This is a genomic window from Stenotrophomonas sp. YJH_SMC_40, assembly GCF_059368615.1.
The window spans coordinates 13,946-40,924 of record NZ_JCAFRX010000002.1; the positions used below are offsets into that span (position 1 = coordinate 13,946).

Genomic DNA, 26,979 nt, shown 5'->3' on the forward strand with positions numbered 1-26,979 from the left:
AGTGGGTGCCAACCTTGGTTGGCACATTCCAACCGTGCCGGGGAATCTTCCGCCGGCCAGCGGCCGGCACTACCGATCGGGTGGGTGCCGACCGTTGGTCGGCACATCCCATTCCACACCTACCGCTCGATCGCCGGCAACGCGTCCGACAACAACAACCGATCAATCCGTCGCAGCGCACTCTCCAGCTGTCGGCGGTCCGCCGCCAGCCCCAGCGACAAACGCACGCCGCTCTGGTGCGAAACCCCTGGCGGACAGAACGCCGAAGATGGCGCAATCGCCAGCCCCTGCAGCTGTGCGGTACGCACCAGCGTGGCGTCGGTCCACGGCGCCGGCACCCGGCACCAGGCGTGCAGGCCTTCCGCGCGCTGCAGCAGCGACGGTGCCAGCAGGTAGCGCGCCATGCGCATGCGCTCGCGTGCCTCGGTGCGCACCTGGGCCAGCAGTGACTGCGCCGAACCATCCAGCAGCAGCTGGCTGGCCAACGCCGAGACCAGCGGATGACCCATCAGCCGCGTCGCCCGCAATGCAGCCGTCATCGCCTCGGCGTGCGCAGCGCTTGGGCACTGCACGAACGCAGTGCGCAGGCCGGGGCTGATCACCTTCGACAGCGTCGCCACGTAGAACACATGACGCGGTGCCAGTGCCGCCAGTGGTGTAGGTGCATCCTCGGCGAGGTGCCAGTAAGGATCGTCTTCGATCGCCAGCAGGCCTTCGCGCTCCAGCACGCGTGCCAGCGCTTCGCGCCGCTGCAGCGGCAGGGTCAGCGCGGTCGGGTTCTGGCAGGTCGGATTGAGATAGACCAACCGCGCGCCGCTTTCGCGTGCCAGCCGGGCCAGCGCATCGGGGCACATGCCGTGTTCGTCGCTGTCCACCGGCAGTAGCCGCCGGCCCAGTGCGGCGGCGGCCTGCAGCAGGCCCGGATAGACCAGCGCATCGCAGAGGATCGCATCATCGTCGCGGCCCTGGCTGACCAGGATCGCGGCCAGCGCCACCTGGGCGCCTTCGGTCAGCAAAAGGCAGGCGTCGTCCACCTTTCCCAGCATCGGTTGCAGCCAGCGCGCCGCTGCGTGGCGGTCGGTCGGGTTGCCACCGCCCAGGTGATAGGTCATCAGGTTGGGCGCGTTGCTGCGTGCAAGCACGGCGGCGGCGCCACGGCGCAGCGTCTCAGCCAGCGCATCGGCGTCGGGCACCGGCGGCACGTTCATGCTCAGGTCCACGACCTGGTCGAAGCCGGCCTTGGGCGGTGCGATGAAACTGCCTTGTGGCCCGCGCGCCTCGATCAGGCCGCGCTTGCGTGCTTCATCGAAGGCGCGGGTGACCGTGGTCAGGTCGATGCCGAGCTGCTGCGCCAACGCGCGCTGCGAGGGCAGGCGCTGTCCGGGTGCGAGGCCGCCACGACGCACCGTGCGTTCCAGCGAATTGACGATGCGCAGGTAGATCGGCCCGTTGTGCGCGAGCACGTCCTGCACCCATTCGCGCGCTGCGACATCCGGTCGCGGCATGTACGGAGCATGTCGGGGCGTATCGTTGCTTCCAACGGCGGGAGCCTGTCCATAACCATCGGTCGGTTCGGACAGGTGACCGCCGTTGTTGTTTGCGGCGGCCGCACCGGCCAGCGTCAGTGATGTCATTGCGCGTCCTCAGCGCTTGGCCTGCCAGGGGCAGTAGCAGCCCACGGCAAGCAGTCCTTTCGGGCGCACGGTTTCGCCGCGCACCAGTCTGTCCAGCAGCGGTTCGACAAAGCTGTTGGCCGAGTTGCAGACCATGCCGATGCTGTACGGCCCCGCATAGGCGAGGTGGCCCTGGCGATCCCAGATGGCTACGGCGGGGCTGGCCGGGATGTGTTCGATGCCATCAATGGTCGGCAGGTTGATCACCTTGTTGCGCAGCGGCTCGGGCAGCTCGCCCTGCGTACCCGGGCGGCGGATCGCATAGAAGTCGATGCCGGCGCGGCGGTACATGCTGATCAGGTAGCTCAGGTGCGCACCGGTCTCGCGGTTGCACACGCCGCAGGCCGGGTCCCAGAAATGCACCACGCGGATGCGGCCGGTATCACCGGCCAGATTGGCCGGCAAGCGCAGTTGCGAGTCGTCGAAGACGATGGCCTGTTCGGTGAATGTGGACTGCGCGCTGTAGCCGAAGTACTGCCACAGCGCAGCGGCGACGCCGGCCATGAACAGGCAGGCGAGGGCGATCATCGTCGGCAGCAGCCAGCGGCGACGCGGCGCGGCTGCGCCCATCAGGAATCTTCCCGGCCGAACTTGTGCACGTACTGCTTGCGCATCTCGCGGCAGGAATCGGCCTGCGCGCGGCGCTGGATCTCGCTACGCGACGGATCCTCGCTGCGCTGCACGCACTGCTCGATGGCGTGGCGTTCGGCGGCCTGCACGTCCACGGTCTGCGGCTGCAGGCAGACCCAGGCCAGCGCGGCCAGCATCAACACCACAAAGCCACCGCAGCCGGCCATCACCAGGTGGAACTTCAGTTTCTCGGCGCGCATCGATGCACGTCCCTTCATCCATACATTGCATACAAAATATCATCTTGTATGGATAAAGTGCCATGCACCCGGTTCAGACGATGGCGTTGTGCCGGGCCTCGGGGGCTTCGGACAGAATCTCGTTCAGCTTGGCCAGCGCCCCGGCCAGCGCGCCCTGGTCGACCGCGCCGCCCAGCGACAGGCGGATCGCGTTGCCCGGCGGCGGCTCTTCCACGCTGAAGGCATCCGAGCTGGCGATGCCCAGGCCCTGTTCCTGTGCGGCCTGGATCAACCGGTACTGGTCCAGCCGTGGCGGCAGCGGCAGCCACACATGCAGGCCGGCCGGATGCGCCTGGGCACGGGACGGCAGGTACTGCGCGGCAATCGCCTGGCGCTCGCGCAGTTCCTGCTGGAAGCGCTGCACCATGTCCTGGGCCTGGCCGCTGCGGATCCACTGCGACGCCACCGCCACCATCGACTGAGTCGGCATCAGTGCGATCGCACGCAGGGCGTCCAGCACCGGTTCCATCGGCTCGCCGGCCGGCACCAACAGATAGGCGGTGCGCAGGCCTGGCGCCAGGCACTTGGACAGGGTGGAGATGTAATACACCGGGCAGCCGGCGTCGCGGTGGGCGGCCAGCGGTGGCGCGGCGTCACCGGCCAGCAACCAGTAGGGATCGTCTTCGATCACGGTCAGATCGTGGCGCTTGGCCACCGCCAGCAGGGCCTGCCGGCGCTGTGCCGACATCGTTGCCGTGGTCGGGTTCTGGATGGTCGGCACCAGGTACAGCAGGCGCGGGCGGCGTAGCTGGCAGGCCTCCTCCAGCGCGTCCGGCAGCATGCCCTCGGCGTCCATCGCCACCGGCACCACGCCCCGCTGCAGCACGCGCGCGGCGGCCAGCAGGCCCGGGTAGGTCAGCTGCTCGGCGGCGATCAGCTCGCCCGGCTGGGTGCGGGCCAGGATCAGCGCACACAGCGCGGTCTGCGCGCCGGGACAGATCACCACCTGGTCGGCACCCACCGTGCCCAGCATCGGCGCCAGCCACTGCACGGCGGCGGCGCGGTCCTCGCGGGTGCCGGCGCCGACGTGATAGCTCATCAGCTCGCCCTGGCCCAGCTGCTGGCCCACGTGCTGGAAACCGGCCTCCATGCCCTGTGCGAACGGCGCGCTGCCCAGCAGCGGCGGGATGTTCATGCTCAGGTCCACCGAGGTGCTGCGGTTGCCGGCCGACAGCGCGATGAAAGTGCCACCGGCGCCCTGCGCATCGAGCAGGCCGGCCTGGCGCAGCTCAGCGAAGGCACGGGTGACGGTGGTCAGGTCCACGCCCACCTGCTGGGCCAGGTCGCGCTGCGGCGGCAGCCGGTCGCCCGGGCGCAGCACGCCGTCATCCACCGCCTCGCGTACCTGCTGGGCAATCTGCAGGTACAGCGGGCCGGCGCCCTCGCGGAAGGGGCGAACCCAGGTGCGATTGGGGTGTTTCAGGCGGCGGCCGGCGGCAGGTGGCGTCATCGGTCAGTTTTTTCCATACGTGCAGATGCACAAGTCCATACAATGATGTATCTTGTATGGGCTTGATTGGAGTGGTTCGCCTGCTTGTAGGCGACCTCGTACCCACAGTGTAGCCGCTCCACGCCCGGGCGCTGCGCGCAGGCGAGCCGGTCAAGCGCGCTTCTTCAACAGGGTTGACCTCCAATGAATATCTGCTGGAACCGCATCCGCCTGGCGCTGGTCGCCCTGGCCTGCGTCGGCCTGTCGGGCTGTGACTGGGTGCTGCTGGATTCGAAGGGCATGGTCGGGCTCGCCCAGCGCGACCTGATCCTGATCTGCATCGGCCTGATGCTGATCGTGGTGATACCGGCCATCGTGCTGACCTTCGTATTCGCGTGGCGCTTCCGCGCCGGCAACACCAAAGCGAAATACACGCCGGACTGGTCGCACTCCACCAAGGTGGAGATCGTGGTCTGGGGCGTGCCGCTGATCATCATCGCGGTGCTGGCGGTGATCGTGTGGAAGTCGACCCACGAGCTGGACCCGTACAAGCCGCTGGACGTGGCCGGTGAGCCGCTGCACGTGGACGTGATCGCCACCGACTGGAAATGGGTGTTCGTGTATCCGGATCTGGGCATCGCCACGGTCAACCAGCTCAACTTCCCGGCCAACCGCCCGCTGGCGTTCAACATCACCTCCAACTCGACGATGAATACCTTCTTCATCCCGCAGCTGGGTGGGCAGATCTACGCGATGGCCGGCATGCGCACGCAGCTGCACCTGATCGCCAACGAGCCCGGCCAGTTCCGTGGCATGTCCGGCAACTACAGCGGGCATGGCTTCTCGAACATGAAGTTCATTGCCACCGCCAGCAGCAGCGAGGAGTTCGAGCGCTGGGTGGCCGAGGTACGCAGCGCACCACAGGCGCTGGACTTCAACCAGTTCAAGGCGCTGGCCGCACCGTCGAAGAACGCGCCGGTGCAGCACTTCTCCAGCGTCGAACCGCTGCTGTTCAAGAAGGTCATCGACCAGTTCATCGGCGTCGGTGAGAACACCGCTGCTGCGTCCCCGGCGGGCGCTGCCGGCGGTGCCCAGGTTTCCCAGGAGTAACGAACATGTTGGGTAAATTGACGTGGGAGGCCGTGCCACTGCACGAGCCGATCGTCGTGGTCACATTGGCGGCCATGGTGCTGGGCGGCCTCGCGCTGCTCGGCGCGGTGACGTACTTCAAGCTGTGGGGTCCGCTCTGGCGTGACTGGTTCACCACCGTGGACCACAAGAAGATCGGCATCATGTACGTGGTGGTGGCGCTGGTCATGCTGGTGCGTGGCTTTGCCGATGCGCTGATGATGCGCGCGCAGCTGGCGGCGGCCGGGCCGGGCAGTGACGGCTTCCTGCCACCGGAGCACTACGACCAGATCTTCACCGCGCACGGCGTGATCATGATCTTCTTCGTGGCCACCCCGTTCGTGGTCGGCCTGATGAACATCATCGTGCCGCTGCAGATCGGTGCGCGCGACATGGCGTTCCCGTTCCTCAACGCCTTCAGCTTCTGGATCTTCGTGGTCGGCGCAGCGTTGATGATGATCTCGCTGGGCGTTGGCGAATTCGCCATGACCGGTTGGGTCGCCTATCCGCCGCTGTCGGGCATCGAGTTCAGTCCAGGCGTCGGCGTGGATTACTACATCTGGGCATTGCAGGCGTCCGGTGTCGGCACCTTGCTGACCGGCGTCAACCTGTTCATCACCATCCTGCGCATGCGTGCGCCGGGCATGACCCTGATGAAGATGCCGGTGTTTACCTGGACCGTGCTGGTCACCAGCGTGATCATCATCGCCGCCTTCCCGATCCTGACCGTGGCGCTGGGTGCGCTCACCCTGGACCGCTACCTGGACTTCAACTTCTACACCAGCACATTGGGTGGCAACCCGATGATGTACGTGAACCTGGTGTGGGCCTGGGGCCATCCGGAGGTGTACATCCTGGTGCTGCCGGCGTTCGGCATCTTCTCCGAAGTGACCGCCACGTTCGCGCGCAAGAAGCTGTTCGGCTACAAGTCGATGGTCGGTGCCACGCTTGCGATCGGCATCCTGTCGTTCATCGTCTGGCTGCACCACTTCTTCACCATGGGCTCCGGTGCCAGCGTCAATGCCTTCTTCGGCATCATGACGATGATCATCGCCATCCCCACCGGCGTGAAGATCTTCACCTGGCTGTTCACCATGTACGGCGGCCGCGTCGAATTCAGCGTGCCGATGCTGTGGACCATCGCCTTCCTGGTCACCTTCACCATCGGTGGCATGACCGGCGTGCTGCTGGCCATCCCGGGCGCGGACTTCCTGCTGCACAACAGCCTGTTCCTGGTCGCGCACTTCCACAACACCATCATCGGCGGCGCGCTGTTCGGCTACCTGGCCGGCTTCGCCTACTGGTTCCCGAAGGTGTTCGGCTTCACCCTCAACGAGCGCCTGGGCAAGTGGTCGTTCGCCTGCTGGGTGATCGGCTTCTACCTGGCCTTCATGCCGCTGTACATGCTGGGCTTCATGGGCATGACCCGCCGCATGAACCAGTACGACAACCCGGCGTGGACGCCGTACCTGATCGCCGCCTTCATCGGCGCGCTGTTCGTGTTCGCGGGCATCATCCTGATGCTGGTGCAGATCTACGTGAGCGTGCGCGACCGCAAGCGCAACCTGGACCTGACCGGCGACCCGTGGAATGCACGCACGCTGGAATGGGCCACGCCGTCGCCGCCGCCGTTCTACAACTTCGCCGTGGTGCCCAAGGCCGATGAGCTGGACGCCTTCCACGAAGCGAAGAAGCGCGGCCTGCCGCCGCCGCCGAAGAAGTACGCACCGATCCACATGCCGAAGAACACCGGCGTGCCGCTGATCCTCAACATCTGGATCCTGGTGCTGTGCTTCGCCCTGGTCTGGCACATCTGGTGGATGGCCGCGGCCAGCTTCATCGCGATGATCGTCACCCTGATCGTCCGGTCCTACGACGAGGACGTGGACTACTACGTCAGTTCCGAAGAGGTGGCGCGCACCGAAGCGGCCAACCTTGCCAAGCTGAAGGAGGTACGCGCATGAACCTGTTGACCCGCCCCGAGCTGGCCAGCGACACGCAGGCGCGCGAGGACCACCACGAGCACGACCATGGCCACGAACAGGGCGGCATGAAGGTGTTCGGCATGTGGGTCTACCTCATGTCCGACCTGGTGCTGTTCGGTTCGCTGTTCGCCTCGTACGCGGTGCTCAGCACCGCCTACGCCGGCGGCCCCACCGGCAAGGACCTGTTCTCGCTGCCGTTCGTGATGGCCGAGACCTTCCTGCTGCTGGTCTCCAGCATCACCTACGGCCAGGCCGTACTGGCGATGCATCGCCACGACACCTCGGCGGTGCTGCGCTGGCTGGGCGTGACCTTCGTGCTCGGTGCCTCGTTCATCGGCATGGAGATCTACGAGTTCTCGCACCTGATCCACGAAGGCGCAGGCCCCAGCACCAGTGCCTACCTGTCGGCGTTCTTCGCGCTGGTCGCCACCCACGGCCTGCACGTGGCCAGCGGCCTGATCTGGATGGCGGTGGTCATGCACCAGGTCTACCGCCGTGGCCTGACCCCGACCAACATCACCCGCGTGTCGTGCCTGAGCCTGTTCTGGCACTTCCTGGACCTGGTGTGGATCTGCGTCTTCACCTTCGTCTATCTGATTGGAGCCTTCTGACATGGCCCACGTCGAAACTTCGCGCGCCGGCAATGCGCACGGCTCCACCAAGTCCTACCTGATCGGCTTCGTGCTGTGCGCGCTGCTGACCGTGGTGCCGTTCGCACTGGTGATGAACCCCGTGCTGTCGCGGCCGCTCACGCTGTTCCTGCTGGTTGGCTTCGCGGTGGCGCAGATCCTGGTGCAGCTGGTCTATTTCCTGCACATGGACCGCAAGTCCGAAGGTGGCTGGAACCTGGCCAGCTTCGTGTTCACCCTGGTGATCCTGTTCATCATCGTCGCGTTGTCGGTCTGGATCATCTGGAGCATGCACTACCACATGATGATCAACTGAGCCTGCGAACCGTGAAAGGCATTGCGTTCCCCCAACGTGGCCTGCGGCTGGCCGCAGGCCTGCTGCTCGGCCTGCTGGCCGGCTGCAGTGCGCAGTCGCGCATGGACTTCTACTCCAAGGACATCGCCTGCGAAGAGCTCGGCCAGCAGTGGTCGATGCCCGACAGCCGCGGCACCGTGCGCGGCCCGAAGGACCTGCAGGGGCAGGTGACCTATCTGTTCTTCGGTTTCACCAGTTGCCCGGACGTGTGCCCGACCACCATGGTCGAGCTGAGCCAGGTCAAGCACCTGATGGGCAAGGATGCCGACCAGCTGCAGGTGGTGTTCGTCAGCGTTGACCCGGCCCGCGACACCCCGGAGGTTGCGCGGACCTACGTGGAAGCGTTCGACCCCAAGGCAATCGCACTGGTCGGCAACGAAGCGCAGCTGGCGGCGATGGCCAGCGACTTCAAGGCGTTCTACGAAAAGGAACCCGGTCAGGTACCGGATACCTACACGATGAGCCACATTGCCGGTGGCTACGTGTTCGACCGCCAGGGGCGACTGCGCCTGTTCGCGCCCTATGGCATGCCGGTGGACAAGCTGTTTTCCGACGTGCAGCGCCTGCTGCTGGAGCCCGCTCATCCCGCCGCCGGCAACGACGCACTGGCCAGCTGCAGCCGCAAGCACAGCGACACACTCGCCGCCCGCTGACGCCAGCTCTACCGCGGTGGGTGCCGACCGTTGGTCGGCACACCCCCACACCAATCCCCGGCCGGCCAGGAGAGCCAGCCGGCCGGGGCACCACTCAACGCCTTACTTGGTCTCTTCCCACTGCACCACGTCCGGCTCGGTGGCGCGGATACCGGCGGTGGACAGCAGCCTGGTGGTCGCATCCAGTGCCGCGTTCACCGACGGATACTCCACGATGGCTTGGCCCGAAGCCTTCGACACCTTCACCACGGTGCCACCGGTGGCCGTAGCCGCGCGCTGGGCCGATGCCGCATCGGTGAAGAACACCTTGACCCGCGACGTCGCCACCACCGGCGCTCCGTCACGGGAGACCGCCGCCGCGAACTTGCCGGCACCGGCATCAGCAGGCGCAGCCGCTGCGCCATCCAGCGAACGCTTGGTACGCGCGCTGGTGGTCGCCGCCGCCTGCGGGGTGATCGTGAACTGACCGCCGCTGGCCTGCTTCACGGTGGTCGAGGGGGACAGCTGGAAGCGTGTGCCGCCCACATCGAACGAGCGGCCGGTAGCGGACGCCTTCAGTTCCTGCGCGTCCACGGTCGACAGGGTCCTGGCTGGAGGGGTCTGCCCCGAGCTCTGCGCCCAGGCAGGGGAGGTCATCGCCGCGAAGGCGAGCGTGCTCAACAGAATGGTGGTCTTCATCATCAGTGCCCCAGAACGCGGATCTTGAAGAATTCGAGGTTGCCACGCGATGCAGCGGTCGCGGCCTGCCCCATGTCGGTCACTTCCAGCGTCCAGGTGCCGCTGGCATTCTCATCCAGGAAGGCATTGCTGGACAGCAGGTCCCAGCTGGTGAAGTTGCTCTGCGCGCCGCCCGTGCCCGAACCGATCGCGGTGAACGCCGGTTGCACCACGCTGCGGGTGCCGCTGGGCGACACCAGCACGAACTGCAGCTGGCGCGTGTTGCGGTGGTTGACCCGGAAGCCCAGCTGCACGCTTTCGATGTTGCGCGCGCCGTTGGCCAACTGGAAGGTAAGGCGTGCGGCGGCGGCCGAGGTGTTGCCGATGGCCACGGTACGCGTGGTGTTGCGCCAGCCGCTGTCGACCAGCGGTCCCAGTGACTGGAAGTTCTCGGCGACCTGCACTGCACGCGCAGCGTTGACCACACCGAAGCCGTACCAGTTGCTGTAGGCGCGGTTGGCCGCATTCACCGTCCAGCCCGGCACCAGCGTGCGCCCATCGGCCAGCGTCACCGCCGGCTGGTTCGGGTGGTTGCGGGTGGCGGTGGTGGCCAGGATGTACTTCACATCGCGATAGGACAGGTTCGGATTGGCTTCCAGCACCAGTGCCGCCACGCCCGACACCATCGGCGCCGACGCCGAGGTGCCGTTCATCTTGGCGGTGTAGTTGCAGGTGCTGTCGATGGCCGACAGGTTGCTGTCCAGCGTGTTCTGGCGGTTGGTGTTCTTGTTGCTTCCCTGCGCGCACCCGGTCACGTCGGTGGTGACGATGGCCGGGTCGTAGGCGCGCGCTACCAGGCCGGGGGCGTACTGCGCCTGCAGGCCGTACTCGCCGCCAAAGGCCGACACCCACAGCGCCGAGCCGGTGGAGGAATACGACGAGCGCACGCCATCGGCGCGCACCGCGCCTACGGTGATCACGTTGAACAGGTTGTTGCGCGGATCGCGTCCAGCCGGCACGCAGCCGGTGTTGCGGTTCTTGGTGTCGGTGGTGCAGACATCCTGGGTCTGGCTGATCGAGGCATTGTTGAAGTTGTTGCCGGCCGACTTCACGTAGATGCCGCCGCGGCCACCACGCGTCCCCGACAGTGCCTGCTCATACGAACGAATCGTGTTTTCGCTGTACGCCAGCGGCAGGTTCGGATTGCCCGGGCCGGCGCCCCAGCTGTTGTTGAACACCTGCACGTCGGCCGATTCCGCGCCGTCCCACCAGGCGTACTCGATGTTGCTCTGCTGGTTGCCCAGGGCTGAGCGCGAAATCGGGTTGAAACCCTTCAGCGTCGCCGCCGGGGCCACGCCGCGCACGCCCAGGTTGTTGGCGCCCACTGCACCGGCGATGCCACCGACCATGGTGCCGTGGTTGTCGACATCCGGGTTGGTCGGGGTGGGGTTGTTCGAGCCATTGGTGAAGTTCTTGCCGGCCACCGCGGCCACGTTGGCGGCCAGGTCCGGATGCGCGATCTGCAGGCCATCATCGACGATGGCGATGGTGACGCCCTGGCCACGGATGCCATTGCGGAACAGGCCATCCACGTTCAGGTCGTTGCCGGCCACCGGCAGCGTATCGGCCGGGACCGTCTGTCCGGTATTGAGCAGGTGCCACTGGATTGCCGCCAGTGGATCGGCCTGTTGGGCCTGGGCGGTGACGGCCAGGCTGCCCAGTACCAGCGCAGTGGCGAGGGCCAGGCGCGCGGAGCGCGGTGGCGCGGTGCGTTGCGTGTGTCGCTTCATACACGAATCCTTCTGTTGTGAATCGGCATGGCAGGACGGCGGGGCGGATCTGCCCCATCGCAACGAGCCAAACGCGACACAACGAACAACCCCCTACCTCTTCACACAAGCAATCTGCAGATGTGCCAATTGCGTCACAAACGCTTATGCCGCGGGGTAATGACGACCGCCGTGCCCCGCATCTGGCGGACGCCAATCCTGATTGGCACCTGCATCCACGCACGGCGAGGATCTACCAGGTGTCATCGCGCGCCCTCACAGCCCGCTGTGCTACTACAGCCCGTGCACCCTTCCGCACGGAGCACGATGATGGTCAATCCGCTCGCCCAGGCCCATCGCGGCCTCGGCACCACGCTGTTCAGCCTGTTGAACCCGATACCCTTCGGCTTCTTCGTCGGTGCACTGATCTTCGACGCTATCTACCTCAACAGCGCCGAGGTGATGTGGGGCAAGGCCGCCGCCTGGCTGATCACCTTCGGCCTGCTGATCGCCATCCTTCCGCGCCTGATCAACCTGTTCGCGGTCTGGCGCCGCAACGGCACGGCCACCCGTATCGACCGCATCGACTTCTTCCTCAACCTGGTCGCGGTGGTGCTGGCCATCTGGAACGCCTTCGTGCACAGCCGCGATGCGTATGCCGTTGCAGTGCCGGGCACGATCCTGTCGGCGCTGACCGTGGCCCTGATCGCCTTGGGCCTGATCCTGCTGTCACTGCAGCCGCCGGTGCTGCAGGGAGGTCGTCATGGCTAAGCACATCCTGCCCACCGTCGCCGCCTTGGCATTGGCCGCCGCCCTGTCGGCCTGCGCCGGCAAGGCCGAGTACCATCCGGCCGACCAGTCGGGCCCGCAGCCGCCGCTGCCCAAGCCGGCCAACTTCCTGATGCCGCCGATGCAGGTGCCCAAGGGCGTTGGCTGGGCCGACGGCCAGGCCCCCACGGTGGCCGAAGGCCTGAAGATCGAGCGCATCGCCGCCAACCTGCAGCACCCGCGCCGGCTGCTGACCCTGCCCAACGGCGATGTACTGGTGGTGGAAGGCAATGGCCCCGGCGAAGAGCCGGTCACCACACCCAAGCAGTGGATCGCCGGCAAGGTGAAGGCGCGCTCGGGCAAGGCTGGCAAGGGCGGCAACCGGGTCACCCTGCTGCGCCGCTCGCCAGGCACGAACACCTGGACCCAGCACGTCTACATCGAAGGCCTGCACTCGCCGTTCGGCATCCAGCTGATCGGTGACACGCTGTACGTGGCCAACACCGGCAACATCATGCAGTACCACTACGTGCCCGGCGAAACCCGCATGTCCGACAAGGGCCGCGAGTTCACCGACCTGCCCAGCACCATCAACCACCACTGGACCAAGGAACTGCTGGCCAGCCGCGATGGCAGCAAGCTGTACGTGGGCGTCGGCTCCAACAGCAACATTACTGAAAATGGCCTGGCCGTCGAATACCGCCGCGCGGTCGTGCTGGAGGTGGACGTAGCTACCCGTGGCAGCCGCATCTTCGCGTCGGGCATCCGCAACCCGACCGGGCTGGACTGGGAGCCGAGCACTGGCCAGCTGTGGGCCGTGGCCAACGAGCGTGATGAGATCGGTGCCGACCTGGTGCCGGATTACCTCACCTCGGTGAAGGAAGATGGCTTCTACGGCTGGCCCTACAGCTACTACGGCCAGCACGTGGACGAGCGCGTGCAGCCGCAGCGGCCGGACCTGGTATCCAAAGCGATCGTGCCGGACTACGCCATCGGCTCGCACGTGGCACCGCTTGGCCTGCTGTTCTACACCGGCCAGGCACTGCCCCCGCAATACCACGGCGGTGCCTTCATCGGCGAACACGGCAGCTGGGACCGCTCGCCGCTGAGCGGCTACGAAGTGGTCTACGTACCGTTCAAGGACGGCAAGCCGACCGGGCGACCGCAGACCGTGGTCAGCGGCTTCGCTTCGAAGGACGAGAAGACGCTGATGGGTGCGCCGGTGGGCATGGCGATGGACGCCGAAGGCGCGCTGCTGGTGGCCGACGACGTGGGCGACGTGGTGTGGCGGGTGTCGGCCAAGTAGCTGTGTAGCGTCGAGCCATGGCCGAAGAACATCCGGTAGAGTCGACTGTCAGTCGACTCGCACGCGCAGCGCGTGCTTCCCCGGTGAGCAGCGAAGGGCAGTCGACTCTACCCTGTCGACTCCGCCCTGCCGGTTCAGCCACCGGGTTCAGCGTGCCCGGAACCCGCTGAACACCGACTCGGCGGCAAACCCCATGCCACCCAGCAGCACGCCGAAATACACCACCGTGGCCACCACGAAACCATAACCGGCAGCCACCGCCGCACCATCGCGCTGGATGAAGCCGATCGCAAAGGACATCAGCGCCAATGCCGGCAGCGTGTTGCTGAAGGGAATCGGCCCGGCCGGCGCCATCAGCAGCAAGGTCGCGAACACCAGCATCAGGTTGTTCAGGCGCATCATCTTCTTCGAGCGCACCATCACCGCCAGCCGCATCGGCCGTGACAGCCGCTCCATGCGGTGCACCCATTTCAGCGCACGGCCGAGGTTGGCCTTCAGCTTGTCGGTGGCGATCTCGCGGCGCGCCAGTTTCTGCGGTACCCACAGCGGGCGGTTGCGCACCCGGCTCAGGCCGATCAGCAGGATCGAGGCACCAAACACCGTACTCAGCCCGGGAATCGACACCGGGATGATGAAGATGGCCGAGAGCAGGATCACGATCAGCAACAGGCCTTCATCGCCCAGCGCACTGAGCAGGGTGCCGACGCGCACCTGGTCGCCGGGCAGCTCGTCGATCATCTGCTCGATCTGCTGGGCCAGGGGGGCGCTGTCGTCGGTTTCGGGGGCACGGTAGGTCATGCGTCGCAAGCTTCTCCAGGGAAGGGCGGTCAGCGGGCCGTCCTGCGGTGGGGAACGCACAGGCTCCTGCAGTATCCCGGCCAACGTGGGCAAAGAGGTGAACCGGGCATGAGGGGGTAAACTGGCGTGCCCCGCATGAGTTGAACGCAATGGACATGGGCCGCAGGCAATCGACCATCGAACTGGTCGCCATCGACATGGATGGCACCCTGCTGGACCCGTCGCACCAGCTCACCCCACGCGCCAGGAAGGCCATCGCGCAGGCGCGCGCGCTGGGCGTGCACATCGTGCTGACCAGTGGCCGCCCGGTTCCGGGCCTGGCGCCGTACCTGCACGAGCTGGGCATCACCGGCAACGACGACTACTGCATCGCCTGCAACGGCGGCCTGGTGCAGCGCATCGGCACGCGCGAAACCGTGGTCGAGTATCCGCTCAGCTTCGACGATTTCCTGTTCTGCGAGCAGGTGGCCCGCCAAGTGGGCGTGCACTTCCAGGCGCTGGACAGCCAGCGCATGTACACGCCCAACCAGGACATCAGCTACTACACCGTGGCCGATTCGCATCTCTCGCGGATGCCGCTGTCCTATCGCCGCGTGGAAGACATGGACCCGTCGATGTCCTTCATCAAGCTGATGATGATCGACGAGCCCGAGGTACTGGATGCCGCCATCGCGCGCCTGCCCAGCGAACTGACCGAGCGCTTCGCGGTATTGAAGAGCGCGCCGTACTTCCTGGAAGTGTTCGACCACCGCGCGGGAAAGGGCCCGAGCCTGCAGAAGCTGGCCGAGCATCTGGGCATCGACCGCGCCAACGTGATGGCCATCGGCGACCAGGAAAACGATCTGACCATGCTGCAGTACGCCGGTACCAGCGTCGCGATGGGCAATGCCATCGATGCGGTGAAGGCGGTGGCGCGGTTTGAGACCAGCAGCAATGCTGATGACGGCGTGGCGCGCGCCATTGAGCGCTTCGTCCTGCAGTAACCGCGCGTCTCTATGCTCTGGTAGGTGCCAACCTTGGTTGGCACACACAAACGGCAAGCGCCGACCAAGGTCGGCCTCTACCACGGCGGGGCTATACCCACGTATATCCCACCCATGCCCATCGCCATCGGCGCTGTACCACGGCGCAATGGCGGATGCGGCAGTGCGATGCAAGAATTCCGCACGTCGAAATCACCCCGCCGAATCCCACGGCAGATGATCGTCTTCCTCTGCCACTGACCGGCACGCTCCGCGCCGTCACCCTCTCAACGCGATCGCACCGCCAGCCAGGGCGCCGACACCGGTGCTGCAACGCGCTGGGCGTGCGCCTGCGCCGCTCTCTCCCTGCACACGGATTTACTGCCATGAACACCCCACCCACGACGCGCCTCGCCCTGGCCATCATCGCGGTCATCACCGCACCTGCGTACGCCGCAGAAACGCACGATGCCGCGCACGACTCGCCCACCACGCTCAATGCCCTGCAGGTCATTGCCACACCGCGCGGTGCGGCCGTGGCACCGACCCAGGTGGTCGGCCCCAACCGCTACATCATCAAGGCCGAAGACCTCGACGCGATGGTCACCGGCAACAACGGCCTGGCCATGCTGAAACAGGTGCCCGGTGCCAGCTACACCGCCACCGACGGGCTGGGCCTGGATATCTCGGCCACCAGCCTGTTCGTGCGCGGCTTCCGCATGAACGAAATGGGCATCACCTTCGAGGGTGTGCCGCTGAACGACAACGGCTTCCTCTCGCTCACCGGCACCAGCGTGGTGAATGTGGGCGTGCCCGATGGCATCGGCGCGATCACAGTCAGCCCCGGTGGTGCGCCGGTCAGCGTGTTCTCCAGCAGCGTCAACGGCGGCAGCCTGGAATACCGCCTGCGCGACCTGCAGGACACGCCCAGCCTGCGTGTGAAGCAGGGCGTGGGCAGCAACAGCACGCTGGTCACCACCGTGTCCGGGCAGAGCGGCCAGCTCGGTGAGCATGGCTCGAAAGTGCTGGTCGACCTGCAGCGCGTGTCCGCCGACAAGTACCAGGGCGAGGGCACGCAGAACTTCCTGCGCGGCGACCTGAAGCTGCAGCAGGACGTCGCCTGGGGTGACTTCACCGTGTTCCTGTCCGACAGCAAGGCCAAGGTCTGGGGCTACAACAACATCTCCTTCGACATGATCCGCAAGCTGGGCTGGAAGGCCGACATTTTCTATCCCGATTATGCGTGGGCGTGGTACGTGGCCTCGCCGGAAAACGCGGACAAATCCTGCGGCGCCTACACCTGCGGTGAGCTGTCCGAACTGATTCCGTACGACACCGGCCAGACCACCCGCGACCGCGTGTCATCGATCAACCATCGCTTCCAGATCACCCCGGCGCTGAGTGGCAACGTGCAGCTGTACAACGCCAACAGCCACACCCAGGCCACGCTGACCGACCCGACCGTACCGTCGCCCAACGGCGCACCGTTCTCCGAACAGGTACAGACGCCGCGCCTCAACCGCCTGGGCGGCATGGTCAACCTGCAGTTCGAGACCGGCGCGCACACCTTCACTGCCGGTTTCTGGCAGGAGAAGAGCAAGGCCGCGGCCAAGACCGAGTGGTACCAGCAGCCACTGCTGGGCGAGGGCCCGCCGCTGAAGGCCACCGGCCCGTTCGATGTGTACGGTCCTGCGTTCAAGACCGACAACGCATCGAGCTGGGTGACCCGCTCGCGCCAGTTCTACCTGCAGGACGACATCGTGTTGAACGACACGCTGAAGCTGGGTGTCGGCTTCAAGGCCGTGGACTTCCGCACCAGCGGCGGCGGCCTCGGTGACGCCAAGGATCGTCCGGTGAACGGCACGCTGCGCGCGAAGAGCAACTTCCTGCCGCATGTCTCGCTGTTCTGGAGCCCGACTGAATCCACAGATGCCTTCATCGACCTGGCCAACACCATGAACGGCTACCGCGTGGCCCAGCGCGGCAACATCGGCTACACCGCCTCGGCGTGGACCATCACCGACCAGGAAGAGTTCGACCGCGTGGCCGGCACGCTGCGCCCGGAAAAGAACTGGAACCTGACCGTGGGTGCCTCGCATCGCTTCGATCGGCTGACGATCACCGGCGATGTGTTCTACAACGACATCCGCAACCGACTGCTGTCGGCTGCCATCGGTACCCAGTTCGCGCAGATCAACACGGTTCGGCTGATGCCGAAGATGCATGTGATCGGTGCCGACCTCGGCATCACCGCCGACCTGACCGACCACCTGCAGTTCTATCAGGGCGTGGCCGTAGCCCGTTCGTACTACGACAGTGATTTCGTGGTGGGCGACACGGTGTACCCGATCAAGGGCAATGCCCAGCCGGGTTACCCGCAGATCTCGCTGGTCAGCGACCTGTCCGCCCACTTCGGTGACTGGCGTTTCGGTGCCACCAGCACCTCGTACCTGCGCCAGCCCTTCACCTACGAGAACGACATCCGCGTGCCGACCTTCTGGCAGGTCAACACCTATGCCGCCTACCGCTTCGGTGCGGACAGCGCCGTGCCCGGCCTGGAGCTGCGGCTGGACGTGAGCAACCTGTTCAACCGCCACAACATCGGCACCGCCACCATTGCCGGCTCGTCATTCTCGGGGGATTACCAGACCCTGCAGCGCAGCGCGCCACGGCAGCTGATGTTCAGTACCTCGATGACCTTCTAGGTAGATCCACGCCATGCGTGGATGCACTTGGCGGCCCCCCCAAAACCCACCGGGCCCCCCCTTGGGCAATCAACAGGGATTTTCTGGCGGCGGCGCAAGGTTCCCACAATGTTGCTGGGTCATCCTGTCGGCATGGCTCAGTACAACCCGCGATCACCGTTGTTCGACATCCGGAGCCCGGGACGGCCCCGGCTGGCGCCGTCCGTGACGCCTGTGATCGACCTGCAGGCCGAGTACCAGTTCTGGCACGTCTACGAGCGCGTGGTCCGTCCGTTGCCCGGTGGGGGGCTGCGGCTGGCCTGGCTGGTGTGCCAGAAGGTGTACCGGGACCGGTGGCAGCACCCGGAGGACAGCGACGAGGCGGCGTTGTCGCGGGTGCTGTTTGGCGGGAACATGACGGCTGACCGGGCGTCGGAGCTGGCGGAGCTCCATGCGCTGGTCAGCCGTCGGGTGGCGCTGCTGGCGAAGCGTGGGCGGGTGGATTCCGCGGCGTGATGCGCGGGGGCGGCCCCGGCGTGCCGAGCTGCCATGACCCGCTCCGGCATCATCGCACCATCCGTCGCCATGACCCGCTCCTGGTAGAGTCGACTGTTAGTCGACTGCTCTTCGCGTCGGCCCACCAAGATACCGCGCTTCGCGCGCGAGTCGACTAACAGTCGACTCTACCAACGACCACTCGGGACGGTGCTTCTAGGGCTTTCCCCGGTCCAGCTGCCGGTAGCCAATGGCCTCAGCCAGATGCGCCGTCTGGATCACTTCGCAACCCGCCAGATCAGCAATCGTGCGCGCCACCCGCAGAATCCGGTGCATCGCACGTGCCGAAAGCTGCAGACGCTCGATGGCCTGCTCCAACAGATCCTGATCGGCCTCGCTCAGCTTCGTGCACGCCCGCAGCGCCGCTGGCGGCAGATGCGCATTGAGCGCGCCACGCGCCTGCTGCCGGGCGTGGGCGGCTTCCACCCGTGCGCGTACCGCAGCACTGGGCTCACCCAGCGGCGTGCTCTCCCGCAGCTCCACCGCGTCCATCCGCGTCACGCCGATATGCAGATCGATGCGGTCCAGCAACGGGCCAGACACCCGCGCGCGGTAGCGATTGATCCGTTCGTCGCTGCACAGGCAGCGGTTGCTGCGGTCACCGGCCCAGCCGCACGGGCAGGGATTCATCGCGGCCACCAGTTGGAACCGCGCGGGGTACTGCACGCTGCGTGCCGCGCGGGCGATGCGGATGTGGCCGGACTCGAGTGGCTCGCGCAGGGTTTCCAGTGCGCTGCGGTTCCACTCTGGAAGCTCATCAAGGAAGAGGACTCCATGGTGGGCCAGTGATATCTCACCGGGGCAGGGCGGGTTGCCCCCACCCACCAGCGCCGCCGCACTGGCACTGTGATGCGGTGCCCGAAAGGGCCGCTGCCGCCATCGTCGTGGGTCCAGTCCTTCGCCACTCACCGATGCAATCGCGGCCAGCTGCAGCGCCTCAGTCTCTTCGGTATCCGGCAACAGGCTGGGCAGGCGCGAGGCCAGCAGTGTCTTGCCGCAGCCAGGACTGCCGATCAACAACAGATGGTGCCCACCGGCGGCAGCCACTTCCAATGCGCGTCGTGCATGCGCCTGCCCGCGCACGTCGGTCAGATCGGGCAGTGGCAACGGTGTCGTGTCCACGCGTTCCACGGGCGGCAACAGGCGCGGATTGCCCAACCCGGCGCAGCACTCCAGCAGTGTGCGCGCTACACGCACATCGGCATGCTCGGCCAAAGCTGCCTCTGCGGCATTCCCCGGCGGTACCACCAGGATGCGACCGGCTTCAGCGGCGGCAATCGCGGCCGGCAGTGCACCGGCCACCGGCCGCAGCTCACCGGTCAGGCCAAGCTCGCCCAGAAATTCGTACTGCAGCAGCGACTGTGGATCGACCTGGCCGCTGGCCGCAAGAATGCCCAAGGCAATCGCCAGGTCGTAGCGACCACCTTCCTTGGGCAGGTCGGCGGGCGCCAGATTCAACGTGATGCGCCGCTGTGGAAAGTCGAAGCGTGCGCAGAGCAGGGCGGCACGCACGCGCTCGCGGGATTCGCGCACGCTGGTTTCGGCCAGGCCCACGATCTGCGTGACAGGAAGGCCGCCAGAGAGATGCACTTCCACCCGCACCAGCGGGGCATCGACCCCGGCGCGGGCACGGCTGTGGACCAGTGCCAGGCTCATGATTGGGTTCCTGCAGAGAGACGCTTGATGGTGCGGCAGGTGCGCTGCGGGGAGCTATCGGGAATTGCTGGTGAAGTGGCTAGGAGGATTCTGGCCGGTGTTCGCCGGGTGCACACTCGCCAGAGCACCCAGAGCACGCCTCGACCAACAGTGGCTCTGCGTCTTCCTAGAGCAACCGTCCCAGTTTCCGCTGAGAGTTCATCCAACGCTCGAAGCTGATGCGCGCGCGTTCGCTATCCGGCACTCGCCAGACTGCATCGATCATGCTGGCTACCCAACAGGGCGACTGCTGATTGAACTGAGGAAGTCCGAACATGAAGATCAGGTCTTGACAAGGGTACTTCAGTTGGAGTAATCATCCGCATGAACGGAAGCTGAGTCGTTTGTCGCCCTTCATCCAAGGATGTAACGGACATGATTTCTGCCAAGGACCGGCGGGGGGAAAATGCTCCCTGCAATGTTTATCCGGGCTCGCCGCTTTGCTCGCTCATCGTCGGCTTGGCACTTGCGCTGGGAGTCGGGTTCCACGTCTCAGCCCAGGATGGACTCTTCAACTATCAAGAGTATGAGAAGAGGGTAAAAAGCGCGCAGTCGCTTGCCGCCATATCCGCAGATGAGGTATTCGGGGATCGAACTTCCGGCTTCGACGGCAGCACCGAGTTCCTTGTTGAAGACGTGTCCATACCTGGCAATTTCGACCTTCCGGTCAGCATCGCCCGCCGCTTCGGAGTTGAGGCCGTCAACCGAGGATCTCGCTATAGCGAGGCCAAAGGGCTGACGCTGTTTGACGATTGGGAAATCGTCGTTCCCCACATGTCGGGCGTATGGACCAAGGGGGCTGGATGGATTACGGGCGATCCAGGGGCGCAGACCACACAGCGTTGTTCGGTCAATAAGGCGCCCTACCTATTGGAGACCTGGGGCTATACCAATATCGGCTTCGGCATTGACGTGAAGTGGCATGGCGGAAATGGCGAGGAGCTTCTGATTGCCGACGATCCGTCCCATGCCACGGCACCAGGCTTGGAGGCGCCCAAGTGGATGACGGCTTCGAGAGCACGGTTCACCTGTTTGGCTGCAACACGAAATGGATATCCGGGCGAGGCGTTTATTGGGCACACCCCGGATGGGAAGAAGTACTTCTTCGACTGGGGTGTGGAAAGACCCTATGCAACAGCTCAGTTCAGTGATGGCGCTGCCAATCGTTCGGTGGGGCGTAAGCGGGTCTATCTTCTGGCGTCGCGTGTGGAGGACCGCTATGGGAATTGGGTGTCCTATAGTTACAACGGAGACAAACTCACTAACATTGAGTCCAGCGACGGTCGCCGGATTGACCTGAGCTATGACGGCGACGGTCGGGTGACCAGCGTGCAAGCCAATGGGCGCATATGGCGGTATTCGTATGTTGGCGACACGGACGGGAACGACGGCGGCTTGTCCCAGGTCACGCTTCCGGATGGCTCGGCGTGGGCTTACAGTCATCGCGGACGCCTCCAGTCCAGTTTCCCTATCCGTAAAGCCGACGATGAGGGCGGGTGCGAAATACGGGCCGGTAGTGAGCCCCCTCCTACGCAGATGACGGTGGTCGCCCCCTCGGGTGCCCGAGGCATATTCGACTTTGAAATGGAGTTGTTCATTCGCTCCGATCCTTGCAATGGACTGACACCCTCGCACTACCAAGCCTGGTCTTTGAAGAAGCGCACCATCACCGGGCCCGGACTGTCTCCGATGGTCACTACGCGAAGCTACAACCTGCAGTTGCCGGGAAGCGGCCGCTGGTCCAGCCTGACCAAGCCGGATGGAACGCAGATTCGCGAGCGCTACGGTGCCAATCCAGCTCTGAACGAGCGAAAGCTCATGCAAAAGCAGGTTCTGGACGCAGCTGGCCAAGTGCAGCGTGACGAGCTCTACACCTATACGTTCGGTTCCGAGACCGGTCCGTTCAGGACGCGGGTCGGGCATTCTATCGGGGTCCAAGCGGGTCAGTTCTTGGCGGGCATGCTGAGCGCTCTCAGTGAAAGCACATTCTCTCAAGATGGCGATACCTACCGCGTGGTCTACAGCGATTTCGATCGCAAGGCCCGTCCGGCACGCGTGAGCTATACCGGTCCTTCTGGTACCAAGGCTGAGATACGAGAGCATCTGGATACGGCCAGCCCTTGGGTCTTGGATCAGGTGCTGAGTGTCAAGGAGGCTGCGTCGGGAAAGATCACCACACAGTACGCCTATGACGGTATGGCCAAGCCGAATGCCGTCTATCGGGCCGGGGCTTTGCTGCAGAGTGTTACTTATGCGGCGGATGGCACGATCAGTGCAGTGCGCGATGGAAAGGGGAACGAAACGCAGATCCAAGACTGGTATCGCGGCGTGCCGCGATTGGTCATCAATCCCGATGGCACCACCAATCGCATGTCGGCAGATGGAAACGGGTGGATCACTTCCACCACGGACGCGCTACAAAGGACTACTTCCTATCTGCACGATCCGATGGGTCGCGTGCGCGAAGTCCAACCGCCGGTCGATGAGAACCAGTGGGCCAAGACTACCATCTCATTCCGTCAGGTCGCGGCCGATGAGTACGGCCTTTCGCCGGGGCACTGGCGAGTCGATAACGCCCAAGGGGCACGGCGTCAGGAAACCTATCTCGACGCACTCTGGCAGCCGCTCCTGGTGCGCGAATACGATGCAAACAACGTCGCCGGCACGCAGCGATGGGTCAGGAACGCATACGACAGCGAAGGTCGCCTGACGTTCACCTCTTATCCTTCACGCGATAGCACGGTGGCGACCGGTACCTGGACCGAGTACGACGCGCTGGGGCGGAAGACCTCTTCGTCCCAGGACAGCGAGCAGGGCCTGCTGATTACAACCATTGGCTACAGCAGCAATGCCACCACCACAGTCGTGGATCCACTCGGCCATCAGACCATCACCCGATTCGATGCGTTTGAAGGCCCGGACTACGGGAAGCCTGCGCAGATCATTCGTGCCGATGGCAGCAAGGTCAGCATAAAACGGAATGCGTTTGGCCTGACTACCGAAGTGGCCCAGTCCGCAAACTGAAACCACGTCAAGGATGGCATTCGTGAACACTGAAAAACTACGCACGGCCGCAGCTGTTCTGCTGGGGCTGATGATCATCTTCCTGTGCCAGGTGGCACACGCTGACGCTTGGATTGAACTTACGGGGCCAGCCCAAACCTCCTACACGGCACCAGCAACCTATCAGTTGCAGCTCAAAAGTGGCGTCACAAGCACTGGCCCCAAAGCCGAGTATTTGGAAGACATACAGCTCACGCGCAATGGCCAAGTGATCTCCCGACTTCCGAACGGGACCTATACCGAGAACGGCCTGTCAGCGGGCACGTATCAATATGTCTACAAGGCATTTGGCGTGCGCAACTTCAACGGCAATGAGTCTTCCAGACAACTAATCTCACCCACGATCACGGTCACGGTGGCGGCACCGCCAACCCCTTTTGACGGCGCGGAGTACGTTTCCGCAAGCTGGCCTAATTCGGCCGATAGAGGAATTCCATTCAGTGGTACTGTCATATTCCGAAACACGGGCAACACAACTTGGCGAGCAGGGGAGGGCTATCGACTGGGTCAGGCCGAGCGCTACGTTTCCAGCGCTACGAAGCTAGGAATTGCCGAGGTTGCTGTACCCCACGACGTGGCTCCGGGCGGCACAGCAACGTTTGCGTTCAACGGAGTAGCGGCCAGTGAGAACGGGCCGACAACGCTCCAATGGCAGATGAACCGCAATGGTGTTCGCTTTGGTAGCACCAGCAGCGAGCAGACCTTTGAGACGACCGGAAGGCTCAACCGCGGCGTCATGTATGAGCAAGAAGTCCCGACCAGCATGGAGGCCGGGCGGACCTATCGCGTCAAGCTGAAGTTCGTCAATACGGGCAATACCACGTGGTCGGCGTCTGCGGGCTATGCACTGGGCTCCTGGAATCCCAATGACAATGTCCTGTGGGGCAGAGCGCGGGTCCCAATGCCGAATGACGTCAGTCCACAGCTGCCTGCGTTCTTTGAATTCGATGTGGTAGCTCCTTCATTGCCGGGCGTCTACAGCTTCCAATGGCGATTGCTGGAAGAGGGCAAAGAGTGGTTTGGTCGGGAAAGTGACAATGTCCAGGTCACCGTCAACGGGCCGCCGTCCAAGGTAATCGGCAATATCGATGGCGTCACCAGCGACGGTCAGATCCGAGGGTGGGCGTGTTCGACGGGCATTGATTCGTCGATCGAAATTCATGTCTACACCGGTGGAGCCGCCGGCAGTGGCGGGACGATCTTCCTGACCGGTAAGGCCGATTTGGCGAGTGAGCCGGCCGTGGCTACGTCCTGCAAGGCCGGAGGCAATCATCGCTTCTCGCTTCCAATGAGCAATGAGCAGCGCCGCCAGCGGGCTGGGCAACCGATCTATGTCCATGGAATTTCCCCCGTTGGACAACCCAACAACACCATTGGCGGTTCCGGTGCGTTCGTCGTTCCCGCAGCGCCCAGTGGCACTCTGTCTGTGTCCCCTGCGATGTGCCAGATTGCAGCTGGTGCGCAGACCTGCAACGTCACCCTGACCTGGTCGGCCACGGACTCCCGTGCAGAACTCAAGCGTGATGGCGGTTCTGTGGTCGGCAGCGGAGCGAGCGGTTCCATCGTGGTGCCGATTGGCGCCGGCACGAATCGATTCACGCTTTCGGTTGCGGGTGATGCGATTGCCCAGGCGGCGGCCACCGCCAAAGCCGCTCCTACCTTGCCAGTCAATCCAGACAATCCGGCCCCGACCGTGGCCCGGCGATACGTCTACGACGACAACCTTCGGTTGTGCAAGGTCATTGAGCCAGAAACCGGGGCGACCGTGTTTGGCTACGATGCGGCCGGCAATCTTGCCTGGAGTGCGAGCGGGCTGGAGTTGCCCAGCCTGACCGAATGCAACCGTGAGGCGCCGCAGATTGCAGCGCGCCGCGTTTCACGCAACTACGATGCCAGCAATCGCCTGCAGACGGTGGTCTATCCCGATGGTCTGGGTGATCAGCAGCTTGAGTACACACCTACGGGCCAGCTGAAGACTGAGAGGGTCTTCAATCAGGACCGTGTGCCAGTGGTGACCACCCGTACCTACAACTCTCTCGGGTCGGTGGTCAGTCAGAGCCGTGTCATAGGCAGCGCGAGCGCCCGAACGCTGGCATTTGGCTATGACCACATGGGTCAGCATGTTCGTACGGACTACCCTGATGGCTACTCCGTCCAGCAATCCTTGAATGCTCTGGGCCAGCCCGTGCGGCTACAGGATGGCACGGGCGCCGTACTCGCCAGCAACATCGCCTACTTCCCCAGTGGTGAAACCGCCGCGCTGACCTACGGCAATGGCATCGTACGTGGCGTAACCGAGAATGCGCGACAGTTGACCAGCCGCATCGTTGACAGTGGCATGGTCGATCTGAACTACAGCTATGACGCGACGGGAAACATCAGCCAGATCAGCGATGCCGTACGCGGCGACTCCTGGAAGATCAGCTTGGGCTACGATCGCCTTGATCGATTGATTCAGGCCCGCGCGCCGGCATTTGGTGGGAATGGGCAGTACACGTTCGGCTATGACACGTTGGACAACATCGTCTCGATGCGATTGCCAGGGAAGCGGGAGCGCACGTTCCATTACGACACCCGCAATCGCCTGGAACTGCTGCGGGACCCCAGCGGTAACGGCGTCTCTGGCTTCTCCTACGACGTGGCAGGCAATCTGGCGGTACGTAATGGCCAGACGTTCACCTACGACATGGGTGGCCAGCTCCGTTCCGCCGGAGATGTGCAGAAATACTTCTACGACGGAGCCGGACTGCGTGCTTACGCAACAGCATCAACGTCGGCACCGACATCAGAAGCTTCACCCATGTTGGGCAAGACGCCCATCACGGCTAGCCACAACTGGGAGGTATCCATTCCAGAGCGCGGTGGCGGTGAACTTGGCTTCTTGGCGAGTGATCTGGATCGCTCCTGGCAGTACCTCGTGGGTGGGGAGCTGATCGAGTCCACCCAAGGTGGGGAAACGTCTGACTACATCTACCTCGGCAAGAGACTGCTGGCTATTCGCACCAGCTCTGCCACGGGCGCAACGCTCACCTATCTTCATCACGATGCACTCAATACGCTGGTGGCAACGAGCAGGGCTAATGGAGAGGTGCTGACGCGTCACTTCTGGTCACCGTATGGCGAGGCAGACGCGGCGCCTGCTGCGAAGATTCCAGGCTACTCAGGCCATCTTGCAGACCCCGACACGGGACTGGTCTACATGGGGCGGCGCTACTACGACCCACAACTGGCGAGGTTCATTTCTCCCGATCCGTTAGCTGCTAGCACCTCCGGAGGGCCAAATTTCAATCGCTATCGATACGCCAGCAACAACCCATTCCGATTCTCAGATCCCACGGGCGCGTGTGACCAGGCAACCGGGTCACATATGTGCAATGGCAGCTGGTTCGCCGGGGCAAACCTGACCGGTGCGCCGTCGCCGACACCTGGCGGAGTGCCACAGCACGATCCCAACGCCCCCGCGCCTGCGGAGACCGTCAAGGCTACAGGCCTGGGCGCCATTGAGGAGTATTTTTCTGAACGGAATTTCTTCATCGGACAGGGGAGCTTGACCGATTTCGATGCCGTGTCGGAGGCGATCGTCGTTCCGTTGATGAACTCTCCAACGGGATCAACGGCTGCTGGTGGCCTCAAGCTCGCCTCCATCATGGTAGTGCTGCGTGGGGGCAATGCAGCGAGAGGCTTTGGGAATCTCTCGCGTGCGGGTGAGTTTGGCATTGCATCCTACAACTCTCTGAAGAGAATGGTGGGTACAGGGTCTGGGTTACAAGTTCACCATCTTATTGAGAAGCGGTTTGCAGGTGTTATGCAAGTGAAGGAGGGTGAAATGCTTTCGGTTGTGGTGACTAGAACGGAGCATCAGGTCTTTACCAACCAGTGGCGATCGATGTTTCCGTATGGCAGGCCGCCACCGAGCCAAGCCCAGATAATGGACGCCGCAAGGTCAATTTATGCCAATCATCCCGCCATTCTTAAGTCTTTGGGACTCTGATAGCATCGTG

At 64.4% G+C, this 26,979-nt stretch carries 20 protein-coding genes; 12 read left to right on the forward strand and 8 right to left on the reverse strand.

The window, feature by feature from the left end; all coding sequences use genetic code 11:
- Nucleotides 1-119: 119 nt before the first annotated feature.
- Genes AC5P6X_RS03035 through AC5P6X_RS03050 form a run of 4 tightly spaced genes read right to left on the reverse strand, consistent with a single transcriptional unit; the run spans nt 120 to nt 3,992 of the window.
- Nucleotides 120-1,634, reverse strand: a complete 1,515-nt coding sequence (locus AC5P6X_RS03035; RefSeq protein WP_024957990.1) for an aminotransferase-like domain-containing protein — start codon at nt 1,632-1,634, stop codon at nt 120-122.
- A gap of 9 nt (nt 1,635-1,643) precedes the next feature.
- Nucleotides 1,644-2,243, reverse strand: coding sequence for a DUF6436 domain-containing protein (locus AC5P6X_RS03040; protein ID WP_088436439.1), 600 nt, complete (start codon nt 2,241-2,243; stop codon nt 1,644-1,646).
- Nucleotides 2,243-2,521, reverse strand: a complete 279-nt coding sequence (locus tag AC5P6X_RS03045) for a hypothetical protein (protein ID WP_005414763.1) — start codon at nt 2,519-2,521, stop codon at nt 2,243-2,245. The genes AC5P6X_RS03040 and AC5P6X_RS03045 overlap by 1 nt, the downstream gene beginning before the upstream one ends.
- 55 nt (nt 2,522-2,576) lie before the next feature.
- Complete coding sequence (locus tag AC5P6X_RS03050; RefSeq protein WP_108270663.1) at nt 2,577-3,992, reverse strand: aminotransferase-like domain-containing protein; 1,416 nt, start codon at nt 3,990-3,992, stop codon at nt 2,577-2,579.
- A gap of 183 nt (nt 3,993-4,175) precedes the next feature.
- On the opposite strand from AC5P6X_RS03050, the gene cyoA reads away from it, so the two are divergent.
- The 5 genes from cyoA to AC5P6X_RS03075 are packed head-to-tail and all read left to right on the forward strand — an operon-like array spanning nt 4,176 to nt 8,721.
- Nucleotides 4,176-5,081 carry a ubiquinol oxidase subunit II gene (cyoA, locus tag AC5P6X_RS03055; RefSeq protein WP_108270662.1) on the forward strand — a complete coding sequence of 302 codons (906 nt, stop codon included), beginning with the start codon at nt 4,176-4,178 and terminating at the stop codon, nt 5,079-5,081.
- A 5-nt stretch (nt 5,082-5,086) separates the two neighbouring features.
- Entirely contained in the window at nt 5,087-7,063 is a 1,977-nt protein-coding gene (cyoB, locus tag AC5P6X_RS03060) for a cytochrome o ubiquinol oxidase subunit I (protein ID WP_108270661.1), read from the forward strand.
- Nucleotides 7,060-7,695, forward strand: coding sequence for a cytochrome o ubiquinol oxidase subunit III (gene cyoC, locus AC5P6X_RS03065; RefSeq protein ID WP_005411474.1), 636 nt, complete (start codon nt 7,060-7,062; stop codon nt 7,693-7,695). The genes cyoB and cyoC overlap by 4 nt, the downstream gene beginning before the upstream one ends.
- A gap of 1 nt (nt 7,696) precedes the next feature.
- A complete protein-coding gene (gene cyoD, locus AC5P6X_RS03070) occupies nt 7,697-8,029 on the forward strand; it encodes a cytochrome o ubiquinol oxidase subunit IV (protein ID WP_005411473.1) in 333 nt (110 codons plus the stop codon).
- A gap of 11 nt (nt 8,030-8,040) precedes the next feature.
- Entirely contained in the window at nt 8,041-8,721 is a 681-nt protein-coding gene (locus AC5P6X_RS03075; protein ID WP_108270660.1) for an SCO family protein, read from the forward strand.
- Nucleotides 8,722-8,823: 102 nt separating this feature from the next.
- On the opposite strand, the gene AC5P6X_RS03080 is transcribed toward AC5P6X_RS03075, so the two are convergent.
- Together AC5P6X_RS03080 and AC5P6X_RS03085 are read right to left on the reverse strand one after the other, a co-directional pair.
- Complete coding sequence (locus tag AC5P6X_RS03080) at nt 8,824-9,402, reverse strand: DNA breaking-rejoining protein (protein WP_088431824.1); 579 nt, start codon at nt 9,400-9,402, stop codon at nt 8,824-8,826.
- Nucleotides 9,402-11,168 (reverse strand): S8 family serine peptidase, encoded by a 1,767-nt coding sequence (locus AC5P6X_RS03085; protein ID WP_099589004.1) that lies wholly within the window; start codon nt 11,166-11,168, stop codon nt 9,402-9,404. The genes AC5P6X_RS03080 and AC5P6X_RS03085 overlap by 1 nt, the downstream gene beginning before the upstream one ends.
- A gap of 309 nt (nt 11,169-11,477) precedes the next feature.
- Between AC5P6X_RS03085 and AC5P6X_RS03090 the strand changes: the two genes are divergently transcribed.
- Together AC5P6X_RS03090 and AC5P6X_RS03095 are read left to right on the forward strand one after the other, a co-directional pair.
- Nucleotides 11,478-11,918 carry a DUF2231 domain-containing protein gene (locus tag AC5P6X_RS03090; protein ID WP_005411469.1) on the forward strand — a complete coding sequence of 147 codons (441 nt, stop codon included), beginning with the start codon at nt 11,478-11,480 and terminating at the stop codon, nt 11,916-11,918.
- The gene (locus AC5P6X_RS03095; protein WP_123959175.1) at nt 11,911-13,221 is read left to right on the forward strand and encodes a PQQ-dependent sugar dehydrogenase; all 1,311 of its coding nucleotides are present in this window, start codon (nt 11,911-11,913) and stop codon (nt 13,219-13,221) included. The genes AC5P6X_RS03090 and AC5P6X_RS03095 overlap by 8 nt, the downstream gene beginning before the upstream one ends.
- A gap of 147 nt (nt 13,222-13,368) precedes the next feature.
- On the opposite strand, the gene AC5P6X_RS03100 is transcribed toward AC5P6X_RS03095, so the two are convergent.
- Nucleotides 13,369-14,019, reverse strand: a complete 651-nt coding sequence (locus AC5P6X_RS03100; RefSeq protein WP_012481491.1) for an exopolysaccharide biosynthesis protein — start codon at nt 14,017-14,019, stop codon at nt 13,369-13,371.
- Between the two features lie 149 nt (nt 14,020-14,168).
- On the opposite strand from AC5P6X_RS03100, the gene yidA reads away from it, so the two are divergent.
- The 3 genes from yidA (at nt 14,169) to AC5P6X_RS03115 (ending at nt 18,181) form a co-directional block, all read left to right on the forward strand.
- The gene (gene yidA / locus AC5P6X_RS03105; RefSeq protein WP_088436445.1) at nt 14,169-15,002 is read left to right on the forward strand and encodes a sugar-phosphatase; all 834 of its coding nucleotides are present in this window, start codon (nt 14,169-14,171) and stop codon (nt 15,000-15,002) included.
- 365 nt (nt 15,003-15,367) lie between these two features.
- A complete protein-coding gene (locus AC5P6X_RS03110) occupies nt 15,368-17,686 on the forward strand; it encodes a TonB-dependent receptor (RefSeq protein ID WP_329756975.1) in 2,319 nt (772 codons plus the stop codon).
- Between the two features lie 108 nt (nt 17,687-17,794).
- Nucleotides 17,795-18,181 carry a hypothetical protein gene (locus tag AC5P6X_RS03115; protein ID WP_108270657.1) on the forward strand — a complete coding sequence of 129 codons (387 nt, stop codon included), beginning with the start codon at nt 17,795-17,797 and terminating at the stop codon, nt 18,179-18,181.
- A gap of 195 nt (nt 18,182-18,376) precedes the next feature.
- Here the strand turns inward: AC5P6X_RS03115 and AC5P6X_RS03120 are convergent, their stop codons facing one another.
- The gene (locus tag AC5P6X_RS03120) at nt 18,377-19,876 is read right to left on the reverse strand and encodes a YifB family Mg chelatase-like AAA ATPase (protein ID WP_108270656.1); all 1,500 of its coding nucleotides are present in this window, start codon (nt 19,874-19,876) and stop codon (nt 18,377-18,379) included.
- Nucleotides 19,877-20,290: 414 nt separating this feature from the next.
- Between AC5P6X_RS03120 and AC5P6X_RS03125 the strand changes: the two genes are divergently transcribed.
- Both AC5P6X_RS03125 and AC5P6X_RS03130 read left to right on the forward strand, forming a co-directional pair.
- Nucleotides 20,291-22,939, forward strand: a complete 2,649-nt coding sequence (locus AC5P6X_RS03125) for an RHS repeat domain-containing protein (RefSeq protein WP_099605014.1) — start codon at nt 20,291-20,293, stop codon at nt 22,937-22,939.
- 13 nt (nt 22,940-22,952) lie between these two features.
- Entirely contained in the window at nt 22,953-26,969 is a 4,017-nt protein-coding gene (locus AC5P6X_RS03130; RefSeq protein WP_425523932.1) for an RHS repeat domain-containing protein, read from the forward strand.
- Nucleotides 26,970-26,979 lie beyond the last annotated feature (10 nt).